Genomic DNA, 11950 nt, shown 5'->3' with positions numbered 1-11950 from the left:
CAAATGAGGACTCAGAAATCGGCTTAGAGGATACACGGACAACGCCCACCGCCTGCCAGCCTCTCTGTTTCGCCAATTGCATGACGCGAGCGCCAACAAAACCGTTACTCCCAGTGACTAATACCTTCATTTTCCCCCTGCGCTAACTGGCGCTTTTCTCGTACAAAACAATGTGTGAGGACACAATTGGGGCAAATGATACCGTTTTCCTCTAGCGTTTGACATTAAAGGTTTCTAGAATACAGGCGACATAATAAAAAATAATAATTTTCAGCTGGCAGTGGTATTCGATGTTCACCCCAATTCAACTTCTTCTTAATGCCAGTCGCAGAAACAAGCGGCTGATCACCATTCTCTATGACATCCTTGCGGTGATTGCCTCGCTGTATTTGGCCATTGTGTTTCGCTTAGGCACGACAGAGTTTGCGATTGGGTTTGACGAATTTGCCAGTCTTGTGGTGACACTCGCCGTCACGATCATCAGCTTTGCCAAATTAGGGATGTACCGAGCTGTTTTGCGCTACATGATGCTGCCGGCTATGGGCTACATCTTCTTTAGTGTCTTACTGTCGACCTTAACACTGGCGCTCAGCGGCTTCTTCTTTCACTCCTTTATTCCTAGAAGTGTGCCGTTTATCTATGCCGGATTAGCGATTTTGACACTAGGTGGCCCGCGTATCTTCATTCGCACCATCTATTATCATTATTACCGACGCCAAAAGCCCAATGTCTTCATCTATGGGGCGGGCTCTACCGGTCGTGACTTGGCCTATGCCCTCATCCAAGGCGACGAATACCACCCCGTTGCTCTGCTAGACGATGACCGCAGTAAATCTGGGCAAATCATGTTTGGCATTAAGGTGTACCACCCGTCAGAGTTCGAGCAACTTCAGTCTCTCTATCAGCCTGTTAAGTTGCTGCTTGCTATCAACAACATCAATAAAGGCCAACGCTTGCGTTTGGTGGAAAAGCTCTCCAATTGGCCAATTGAAATCCAATCGGTGCCTTCGGTCGAAGACATCGCCGCAGGCAGAGGCAGTGCAACAGAGATTAAAGACTTGGCTGTCGGTGATTTGTTAGGCCGCGCACCTGTCGATCCAGACTCCTATCTGATGTCACAAAACATCACGGGAAAGAACGTCATGGTCACCGGCGCCGGTGGCTCGATTGGCTCTGAGCTTTGTCGCCAAATTCTTGCTCAAAAACCGGCCACCCTACTTCTCTTTGAGCTCAACGAGTACAACCTGTACAAAATTGACCAAGAATTAAACGGCATCAAGGCAAAACTCCAATCCGAGACAAAACTCGTTGCGGCGCTGGGCTCAGTGCAAAAAGAAAACCGCTTAACCAAGTTGATGACGGCGCACCGCATTCAAACCGTGTATCACGCGGCTGCCTACAAGCATGTGCCGCTCGTAGAAGACAACATTGTAGAAGGGATTCGCAACAACGTCTTTGGGACGTTTGCCTGCGCGAATGCTGCCATTGAAACCGGCGTAGAGAACTTTACTTTAATCTCCACCGACAAAGCGGTTCGCCCCACCAACATAATGGGAGCGAGTAAGCGCCTCGCTGAACTTGTTTTGCAGGCACTGGCCGATAAACAATCATCCACCACCTTTACGATGGTTCGCTTTGGTAATGTTTTAGGCTCTTCGGGCTCTGTTGTACCGCTTTTTAAAAAGCAGATCCGTTCGGGCGGCCCTGTGACAGTGACGCACCCCGACATTATTCGCTACTTCATGCTCATTCCTGAGGCCGCGCAGTTGGTCATTCAGGCAGGCGCCCTAGGGCACAATGGCCAAGTGTTTGTGTTAGACATGGGTGAGCCGGTTAAGATTTTAGACTTAGCCAAACGTATGATCCACCTGATGGGGATGAAGGAATACACCGCCAACTCGCCAGAGGACGGTGACATTGAAATCAAGTTCACGGGTCTTCGCCCCGGAGAGAAACTTTATGAAGAGCTGTTGATTGGCGATAATGTCCAGGGAACGGGCCATCAAAAAATTATGACTGCTTGTGAAGACAAGTTGGACTGGAAAGCAATGAAGCAGCTTTTGGATGAGCTGGATACGTGTTGCCACAATTTTGATGTGAGCTGTATTCGACGTATCTTACTTGATGCGCCTACTGGCTATACACCCCGCGAGAGCGAAAGCTGATTTATGACTGTCTTTATTTCTATTGTAAATCACCATCACGACGCGATGATTGTCGAGAACCCGACGCTGCCGACACTTGCCCAACATTTCACGATCATCATAAAATCCAACACGCAGCCAACACCCGCACTCAGCGACTTCTGCCATGAGCACCATATCTGTCTACTACAAGGTTCCAAACCCAAGGGATTCGGGGCCAACAATAATGAAGTATTTCAGTACGTTAAATCGCACCTGAGCCCGACCGGTGAAGACTTCTTTTTGGCACTGAACCCTGATGTTGAAATCGACGCAGAGAGCGTGTCAGAGTTGGTAGCACAAGCGACTGAGTACCAAGCCGACATCTCGGCAATCAACCTCTACACCGACAAGTCGCTGAGCACTTACGATCGCTCTATTCGACGCTACCCAAGTCTATTGTCACCATTAAAGTCTTTAGTTGGGATACCCAGAAGTGATGTCTACGACAAAAGCAAAATTGACAAACCAACGCGAATCGAATGGGCCGCGGGTTCTTTTCTACTCTTCACTGTCCATAGCTTTGAGGTGCTGAGCGGCTTTGATGAACGTTACTTCATGTATTTTGAAGATGCGGACATCTGTACGCGTGCGAACAAGCACAAGTTAAACGTTTATTACTTTCCCAACATCAAAGCCGTCCACTTTGCATCTCATCAAAACAGACGGCTTCTATCCAAGCATTTCATTTGGTATTGGCAAAGCTCTCTAAGGTATCAATTGAGGCTACATTGGGGAGTTTGATGAGCCCTGGGAGTTTGATGAGCCCTGTTTCCGTTTTTTGTAAAAAAGACCATCCCTCACCCCCCTAACCAAGGACTTAAGGTGTCCGACTTTCTCGTCAGTAAAGACAACGAGAAAAGCTTGATGCACAATAGAAAAAATGACTTCTCTTAAACTCGTCAGTTTAGGCACGTGCGAGTATCTAAGTAAGAAAAATGAGTTTCGAATCCGATAGTAACGCCTAGCTGCCGAATGGACAGGAACACGCCACCTCAAAAACTTAACGTTGTTCGTGCCAATCTCATGCTCCATGACTAAGCGTGGCTCCACCAAAATCGGATATCCTAGCTTACGCGCTCTTAAACACCATTCCGTATCGACATAATCGATAAATAAAGTGTCATCCATCAGGCCTACTCGGTTGAGAGTCCCTTTTTTCACTGCCATACCGGAAGAAATGATACAAGACGCTTCAGTAGGATGAGCATAATGACTAGGTAAAAGCTTTTGCCTTAGACCCAAGTGATTCAATTTGATGACCGGGTATTCAAACTTAGAGACACGATTGTAAAAACGAGGACCGAGTACAAGTGCGCTGCCATAGTCTCGCTCTAGCTTCTGATACGTTTCCTCAACTTGAATCAAATAATCGTCATTAATCGATGAGTCTTGATCAAAGAACACCACTAGATCATCGTCCTCGATGTTAAGCTGCCTAATCGCAATATTTTGTGCCTCAGCGATGCCAAGATTGGCGTTTAAACAAATGAGATCCACCCTTTCGAACAACTCACAAAGCTGCGCAAGCTCTTTGGCATTTTCACTGCCATTATCTACCACTATGACGCGGTTGCCATTTGCTTGGCAAGCATGCAATAAGCCCTCAAAATTCGCTAACTGGGGTTGAAAGGTAACGATGATAGATGTGGTCAACAAAGGAGGCTCCTCTAGCCATAGCAAATTAACTCAACAACAGAGAATATAAGCCATACAAAGATCTGTAGTGACCCAGTTGAAAGTGGAAACAGGGAAGTTCTTCTATTCTAATCTCCAACATGAAAGTTAGATATGATAACTAGAGAAAAAAGACATCAAATAGGACTAACCACAGATACACAAAATGAAAACAATACCTTAAACCTTTCGTAATAACATTGTACCCCAAGATAAGCCAACTCCAAATCCTGAAATGATTACATTTTTAATTTCTTCGCTCGGAGGATCAATATAATGGCTAAGCATCAGAGGAATAGAAGATGAAACAGTATTCCCGTACCCGGAAATCATAAATGGCATTTTCCTTTCGTCAACACCAATCTTTCTTCTAAGATTATCAATAATAACTTTGCTTCCTTGGTGCATTAAAAACAAATCTATTTCAGAAGTGGTCAATGATCTTTCTGTTAGGTAAGTGTCAACTTGCGCAGCCACATTTTTTGAAGCAAAGTTCAAAACTTTCTTTCCGTCCATTTTTAAATGGCCATCTAGGTAAAGAGCCTCCCAATCCGTCCCATTAGATTCAAGTATTGGACGCTCAATAAGATATACACCATCGTAACTAAGCAATGTAGCGGTTGCGGCATCTCCAAATAGCAAAGCCGTTGAAGAGTCTAGCGGGTCTACAACTTCAGAGTAGGGGTCTGATGTAACAAGCAAAGCATTTTTATACCCCATTTCCAACATATGAGACTTCAACAAAGAAAGTCCGTATATATAACCTGAACAACCAAGCGAGATATCAAAACAAGATACGGACTCTTTCAACTTTAGTTTACCGTGGACTATCGCTGAGGTGTGAGGTATTGCATAGTCTCCTGTTTGAGTAATCACAACGAGAGCGTCTAGATCATTCAAAACATTAGGAACTTTAAGCTCCAAATCTTCAATTGCTCTCAAGGCCAAATCAGACGCCTTCTGGGAGGCCTCCTTTGCGGCTCTCTTCCTTACACCAAGTCTTTTATCAACAAAGTGACTATCTCTGCCCAGTTTAATTGCTGACGCGACGTTATCTATTTTTCTATCTGGAATATAAATACCGATGTTCTTTACTGAAATACTCATAATCAAATCGCTTTAATAAATTATCGTGTGATAAGCATATCTATGAAGCCCTATATCTAAAAATCATTCACTAAGGGTAACTAGAAGTCCACTTGGTTAACTAAGCGAAAGATCTACTTCTCAGTATGAACCGAAAGAGAAATTAATTCATAGATGGCACTTAACGATCTCTCTATAATCTTTAATCAAATCAGGACTAGCTATAACGTGATCTACCTTTTTTCTGAGATCAGGAAAGTCCGTGGGATTATCACGCAAAAGTTCTTTCTTTAAAAAAGGAAAACCTCTACTGAATAATTGATACCACAACTGATGTGTCGGGTTAACGTCCTGACGTAAGACTCTTAAATAAAAGAAAAATCTAGAAAAAACTTGACGATAAGAGATAAAACTGAAAGGACGCTTTAAAAAGTCAATTCTTAGGGTGGATACGGGGTATTGTACTTGGCAGTCAAGCCCTTGGGAATAGAAATACTCAAACAAGGAAAGTTCAAAGTTATGTATAACCTTGTCTTTGTCGTTCGTATAAATATCACCTCGCTCAAAGAAAAAGGAATTAACAACTGACAACTTAGTCTTCTCTAGGTTAAATCCAAAAAGATAACTTTGATAATGATACTTTACCTGGTTGGAGTCAGTATTACCCCAAAATTCACCGGTATCATCTATGGGCATACAGTGTCCAAACGGTCCTATAAAGCTATCGTTAACAAAAAGTAGCCTTGTTATCTCATCAGACTCGCGAATGGAATTCACATATTGTAACCCACACGCATAAGAACCAAAGTCATATCCGAAGTTTTCTCTTTCAATAAAAACATCACAGGCTTTTGCTAACTCAGAATTATGGATACTGGCTGTATTTGGCATCACTAGAATAACATAATAGCCATTAGCTTTGAGCCATTGGTATATTCTATCGTGATAATTAAACTCCTCTGTACTTTTTATGTAGCCACAGAAAATGGCAACTTTTCTTTGGTCTAAACTTGAAAAATTCGCAAACTCAGTCACAGATAAAACGCTACTTTCAATTTTATCCCATGAAATATTATCATGAGTCTCATTATTACTAACATTCATTTTTATACTTTCCAAGAAATTTGCGATACCAAGATACCATCAATTTTACGAGTCTAATTACTCTGGAACTTTCATATAGGTGCAATTTCTCTTTCAGTAAAGAGACTTCCCTCTCTTTCTGTCGAGCTAACTCAGAGTTGAAAAAACTAACAGTAGAGTAACATTCAAAAAAACGGTTGTACAAATGCGATGGGAAAGAAACTTGAGGACTTATTTCATCGTAAATAGATAACAAGAAACCCTTAGCAAAGTTTTCATTACCCAAACTTAAATAATAGTCATAAAGTGCTAACGCGATTGAGCCATGCTCGTCAACTTTTCTTCCTGTTACTGACTCGATTGTCACTATGTCAAAGTTCAAAAAGTTTCTATTAACGTAAAGTTCTTCAAACTCAACTCGATTTGTCCGCTCGTTTGACCTCAGGAGACTGAGGTTTTGGCCATCTCCACGTTCACGATAGTTTACTAACTTTTCTCTTAAGAGATTTATTGGTTCCTTAGATATTATCCTGAGCCAAAAATCGTAGTCTTGAAGTTGAATAAGACGTTCATCAAACAAGCCATATTTCTCGAACATCGACCTTTCGAACATTAGAGAGAGGGCACATAGCATATTTCCCTCTCTTAAAAAGTGAGCTTTGATGTCTGCACTTGTATAGTTTCGATTAAAAATAAATTCAAGGTAATTATTTTCAATAACGTTATCGCATTCATCAATTATATTCACCCAAGTGAAAAGGTTAGTTAAACCATCTTTGGTCATAACATCCAGTTGTCTTTCTATCTTATTCGGAACAAAAGTATCATCGCCAGACAATATTGAAATATATTTTCCTGATGCCTGCCTCAAGCCAAAATTTGTACCGTGAGAAGGATAGGTGTTGCTAGGCAAAGGAAAAAACTTAATCTTACCACTTAATATTTCCTCTCTGTAAGAAGAGGGGATCAATGAAGGTGTTGAATCAGATGAACCATTGTCAACAATAATTATCTCTATATTTGAATAGCTTTGTGCTAATACACTATCTATAGCTTTTCTAATATACTTCTCATGATTAAAAGAAAGAATACAAACCGAAACTAGGGGAGACATTTCCACTAAACTTACCTACTTTAATTGCCAAGCGTTAATAATTCTGACTACTTTATCCATTTCGCTGCTTGTGAGAACTGGTGACATGGGAAGACTCAGTAGCTCTGAATTGATTAACGTTGTTAACGGTGTGGAGCTTGCAGGTAACTCTGAGTATGCATTCTGTTCAACAATAGATATAGGATAATGTATTTGAGTTTGGATTCCATTGTCCAGCAAATATTTTGCTAGCTCATCACGGAACTTCGTTCTTATAACGAATAGATGGTAAACATGCTCGTTCACATCGGAGCATTCTTGATACGTAACAAGTGGATGATTGATATTATCTCGGTAAAACTTTGCTATCTTTCTTCGAACATGAGTATCTTTATCTAGGTATTTCAGTTTTACGTTAAGCATCGCTGCTTGAATTTCATCTAGTCGACTATTTACTCCCTTCAAATCGTGGCGATACTTAACTTTTGATCCATAGTTTCTTAGTACACGGATTGTATTAGCTAATTCGTCGCTATTTGTAGTAATAGCTCCTGCGTCACCTAATGCACCCAGGTTCTTTCCTGGATAGAAACTGAAAGCACCCGCATCACCCCAGGCGCCTGATTTTACATCACCAATAGAAGCTCCGTGTGCCTGAGCACAATCCTCTAATACTAATAAATTGTGATCTCTAGCGATTTTCATTATCTCTGGCATTGGTGATATCAAGCCATAAAGATGGACTGGTAGAATAGCTTTAGTTTTAGGGGAAATTGCATCAAGAATATTATTAGGAGTTAGATTTAAGGTTGCAGCGTCCGGTTCAACTAAAATAGGCGTTAGATTCAACTCACTGATTGCTAAGACTGATGCGATATAAGTATTGGCTTGCACGATTACTTCATCACCGTCACTTAACTTGCCTAACTCTTTCCACGCTCTAAGAGTTAGAGTGAGAGCATCTAACCCGTTGGCAACCCCAATACAATGCTTAGTATTACAATATTGAGAAAATGACTGTTCGAAAGAAGTGAGTTCATCACCTAATATATACCAACCTGAATCAATCACGCGTGAACAAGCATCTTTCAACTCTTGTGCATATTTATGGTTGACCGATTTTAAATCTAGGAAAGGAATCATAGTGGTGTTGTCTCAATGTATTTTTTGTTTAAATTATAAAAGCTTTCATATTCTTCGAGTGAGTATTCGAACAAAATATCATCTTTTGTTTCTCCGACTTCCACTGCTCCAAGCTTTTTATGGAACTTTACAACTGATATGTTATCTTTACGAACATCGAAATGAGCTCGAGAAAATTTCAGCGCCCTGAATGCATATTCATATACCAACAATGCACTTTCAATTGCAGCCGTTCTCGTTTTATCAGAGTTCAATATCCAGCTACCCCAGCAGAACGAATTTCTCTCTCTAATGAAATCATATAATCTTACCACACCGATGGGTATATTGGTGTCCTTTCGAATTATAACGAAGTAATATTCGTTACCGGAGGCTTCTCTAGACTTATATTCCATCAACCATTGTCTTTGCGATTCTAAACTAGCATCAGTACTAGACAAATACTTATTAAGCCCGTCATTCAAACGCAAACCTAAAATAAACTCCGCATCAGACACTTCTGCTAATCTAAAATATATACTCTTCGACTCAATCATCACAATCCCTTACTTTCAAAGATAAAAAATCTTCATAATTTCGAATATAGTCAGACTCATCGTATTTTTCACTAGCTAAAACCATTAATACACAGTTGTCTGAAAAGTCATGCATCTCCCGCCACAAATAATTACCAATATACAAACCTTTACTTGGCGTGTTGAGAGTTAAACTTTTTCGTTCAACGCCATCATCTAGTACAACGCGGCAACTACCACTTACACATATAAGTATTTGTTCTAGATTTTTGTGAGCGTGATAGCCTCTTGAAACTCCACTCGCGGTGTCAAAAATGTAATAGACGCGTTTGACATCAAACGGCACATTCTCGTTTTGTTCTAGAGATACGAGAGAACCTCTGTCATCACCGATCACATCGAAATCAATAATTTTCATCATGATAGTCTTTCACTTAATAACGTATCTAATACTTCAATGTTAACAGAACTGTCTCCATGAACACAGTTCGATTCATCTTCCGGTTCTGTCAGAAAGTGGATCAAGTCAACATTCGCAACATCAGCTAGTGGTTGGAAGACATAGAAGTTTGTACTTTGCGCGGATGGGTAAAGAGATATGGCTAAAGAACCTTCAGGCATAAATAGAATATTTGTAAATGCCGCCCCGGAAACACCGACAACCACCTTAGATTGAGAGAACAAGTTTGCTTGTTCTTCAAACGATAGATAAGATGGGTCAATAAATTCAAAACCATGCTTATACATCAATCGCTCTAAAGCATGTACGTTTCTCAAAACTCTTAATCTGTTATTTTGGCGCTGAATATAGATTTTTCGGTTGCATGTACGACTAGCCGGACTGATTAATCTACTCATCTCCTTATGTAGTTCTGTCAATACATCAGTCGATATAAAAAACTCGCTTACTGGGTTAGGAAGAAATTTAGTATTGTCTAGAGAAAGCCAAGTCGGCGTACAATAAACTAAGTTATCACAATGCACTAGCTCCCCCTTCTTAACAAACCGTATTTCAAACCTATTTTTCAGGCAATTTGAAAGAAATAATTCAGCAACTTCAAGACATTGCGGCGCAACAGTGTCATCCATCAAGATGACAATTCTACTATCCATCTTTTTCAAATGCTTTAGTATGAGAATCAGTTTTGGTAATATCTCAGTAATCCAGTGATAGTAATTCGCAGAATGTTCTTTTAGTAAGCTAACAACTACCACTCCTTCACCGATGTGGCTTTTATCTGATATATTGAGTGTAAAGGTTGAACGATCCAGAGGGCGAAAAACTGTTGGCTGCTTCAAATCATGATGCTCCTTCATCATCGTTAGTTCGAAATGATATAGGAGATTTTCGTAAATTATACTATCTGTACCACCTAACACTTTAACACTTTTCAGCGATGCAATAGAAATGTCCGGTAGTTGTCCTTCGATGCTAGAACGTTCACAAAGTCTATTCTCGACATAAATGCGAGGCGCTGAGATTGTCCCGTATCTATTTGCCTGTATCTCAAGAGGTTCACAATCTGCGCCTAGTGAAGTCAGTGAGTCGACTAGAGTAACATTGCTATAAAATGACTTGGTTGCTCTACTATCACGAATCGAAGCCCTAATTCTGGATAAAAGTGATAAATAGAACAGAGCACTGTCTCGATACTGCCTTCTAATGCCATAAGGCAGTAAGTAATAAAAGCACTTAAAAAAAACTCTCATTGATCTTAACATTAATAAAACACTCAATAAACTTTATAAAGTTCCGTATACATCAAAAGACGAACGACATTATTATAAATAAGAAAATTAGGAATATTATTTTTAGCGAACTTGAAGTATGTTACGATTAGAGAAAGAGCCAAACCACGAAAAGAAACAATATCCTACACGATTCGCTTTACCAATTCTTCAAGGTACCTAGCTTTGCGCACTACCGGGAAGTCTTAGAACAAACCCTTTACTTTTCTTAATAGTTTCCAAACAAAATTATTCGTAACTTTTTCGTGAAAAACTTTTAAAGTATAGTACTGATTCTGCAAAGAGTGTAATTCACTTTCCAAATTTGCCAAATCAATTTTTAACTTGTCATTCTCTATGCTCCTATCTCTATCTAATTCACTATAAAACATAATAACTCTAGCGAAATCATCAGACTCGAGGTCTCGGAATATCTTATAGAAACTATCTACAGAGTTTAAATATTTAGTTCTTTCAACCAGTAAAGATAAGAGGTTCTCCTCGAACTTATAATCTAATATTCGATTAAACGAAACAATCGCACGTAGGTTTCGTACAACTTGCTCTTCCTCATCTAATAAGGACCAAATCCCAGCTCCATGAACCCTATATACAGACATAACTTTGTCAATATATTTTACTGGACCAAACATCGAAAACGCAATAAGACGGAACCAATCACCATTGTGTAACTTCATAAGCTCAATAGCATTCTGGGTTGATTCATCGTTTCTGAATAATAATGATGAGCTATGAAAGTATACTTCACCTCGCGTAAAATCATCGACATCAAAACTATCTTTTCTTAGGGAGTTGACGATATTCCCATTCAACTCTCCTTCAGAGTCCATCACAGCAGTGTTGTGCGCACAAGCTGAAAAGTCACGATTTAGACGTAAGAAGTCAACCTGACTTTGCAGCTTATGAGGATCTGACCAAAAATCATCACCATCGCAAAATGCTATGTATTCACCACAAACTCTAGGTAAGTTGAACTCTATGTTGGGCCTAATACCAACAGAAAACTGATTGTGCGACTGAAAAATAGGTTTGATAATTCTTGGATATCGTTCTTGATAGCTTTTGATGATCTCTTGGCTACCGTCTGTAGAGGCATCATCACTTATAAGAACCTCTATGCCGAAATCTGTGATCTGAGACAAAAAGCTGTCAAGTGCTTCGTGGAGGAATTTACTATGATTGTAAACAACACAGCAAACGCTAACCAATGGTAGATCACTAGACCATGAGTTAGTGATTTCATTCTGAGTTCTCATCGTAGTTCCTAATTATTAAAAAAGAAATGGATGTTTTATTATATAAAAACATGGGTAGGGAAATATAATGAAACCTATCCAAAATCTAGACTTAACAAAATGGTAAATCCTCGCTTCCGGCACAGCACTTTATTATAGATAACCTATAGCAATAATAATCTCTTA

The 11950-nt window shown here is 40.0% G+C and carries 12 protein-coding genes; 2 read left to right on the top strand and 10 right to left on the bottom strand.

Translation table 11 applies throughout. The features are described from left to right. The coding region (locus tag AC6R1O_RS04675) for an NAD-dependent epimerase/dehydratase family protein (RefSeq protein WP_500656561.1) at window positions 1–130 on the bottom strand (130 nt) is incomplete at its 3' end. A 160-nt stretch (window positions 131–290) separates the two neighbouring features. Between AC6R1O_RS04675 and AC6R1O_RS04670 the strand changes: the two genes are divergently transcribed. Together AC6R1O_RS04670 and AC6R1O_RS04665 are read left to right on the top strand one after the other, a co-directional pair. Next, on the top strand, window positions 291–2165 hold the full coding sequence (locus AC6R1O_RS04670) for a polysaccharide biosynthesis protein (RefSeq protein WP_500656558.1): 1875 nt from the start codon (window positions 291–293) through the stop codon (window positions 2163–2165). A 3-nt stretch (window positions 2166–2168) separates the two neighbouring features. After that, entirely contained in the window at window positions 2169–2927 is a 759-nt protein-coding gene (locus tag AC6R1O_RS04665) for a glycosyltransferase family protein (RefSeq protein ID WP_500656557.1), read from the top strand. Here AC6R1O_RS04665 and AC6R1O_RS04660 read toward each other — a convergent pair. The 9 genes from AC6R1O_RS04660 to AC6R1O_RS04620 form a co-directional block, all read right to left on the bottom strand. Then, on the bottom strand, window positions 2910–3839 hold the full coding sequence (locus AC6R1O_RS04660; RefSeq protein WP_500656560.1) for a glycosyltransferase family 2 protein: 930 nt from the start codon (window positions 3837–3839) through the stop codon (window positions 2910–2912). The two genes, AC6R1O_RS04665 and AC6R1O_RS04660, sit on opposite strands and share 18 nt — an antisense overlap. Before the next feature lie 201 nt (window positions 3840–4040). Beyond that, complete coding sequence (locus AC6R1O_RS04655; RefSeq protein ID WP_500656556.1) at window positions 4041–4967, bottom strand: 3-oxoacyl-ACP synthase III family protein; 927 nt, start codon at window positions 4965–4967, stop codon at window positions 4041–4043. A 147-nt stretch (window positions 4968–5114) separates the two neighbouring features. Beyond that, on the bottom strand, window positions 5115–6050 hold the full coding sequence (locus tag AC6R1O_RS04650; protein WP_500656555.1) for a rhamnan synthesis F family protein: 936 nt from the start codon (window positions 6048–6050) through the stop codon (window positions 5115–5117). After that, window positions 6040–7143: a glycosyltransferase gene (locus AC6R1O_RS04645; RefSeq protein WP_500656559.1), complete on the bottom strand. Its 1104-nt coding sequence runs from the start codon at window positions 7141–7143 to the stop codon at window positions 6040–6042. Before AC6R1O_RS04645 ends, AC6R1O_RS04650 begins: the two co-directional genes overlap by 11 nt. 15 nt (window positions 7144–7158) lie before the next feature. Further along, a complete protein-coding gene (locus tag AC6R1O_RS04640) occupies window positions 7159–8265 on the bottom strand; it encodes a DegT/DnrJ/EryC1/StrS family aminotransferase (protein WP_500656554.1) in 1107 nt (368 codons plus the stop codon). Beyond that, on the bottom strand, window positions 8262–8801 hold the full coding sequence (locus AC6R1O_RS04635; protein WP_500656553.1) for a GNAT family N-acetyltransferase: 540 nt from the start codon (window positions 8799–8801) through the stop codon (window positions 8262–8264). The genes AC6R1O_RS04640 and AC6R1O_RS04635 overlap by 4 nt, the downstream gene beginning before the upstream one ends. After that, the gene (locus AC6R1O_RS04630) at window positions 8794–9201 is read right to left on the bottom strand and encodes a sugar 3,4-ketoisomerase (protein ID WP_500656552.1); all 408 of its coding nucleotides are present in this window, start codon (window positions 9199–9201) and stop codon (window positions 8794–8796) included. The genes AC6R1O_RS04635 and AC6R1O_RS04630 overlap by 8 nt, the downstream gene beginning before the upstream one ends. Next, complete coding sequence (locus AC6R1O_RS04625; protein ID WP_500656551.1) at window positions 9198–10079, bottom strand: glycosyltransferase family 61 protein; 882 nt, start codon at window positions 10077–10079, stop codon at window positions 9198–9200. Before AC6R1O_RS04625 ends, AC6R1O_RS04630 begins: the two co-directional genes overlap by 4 nt. A gap of 635 nt (window positions 10080–10714) precedes the next feature. Next, on the bottom strand, window positions 10715–11785 hold the full coding sequence (locus AC6R1O_RS04620; protein ID WP_500656550.1) for a glycosyltransferase: 1071 nt from the start codon (window positions 11783–11785) through the stop codon (window positions 10715–10717). Window positions 11786–11950: the final 165 nt, after the last annotated feature.

The organism is Vibrio sp. R11-SG3-ISO3-SZ, assembly GCF_059834345.1.
This window is presented reverse-complemented; position numbering and strand designations above follow the sequence as displayed.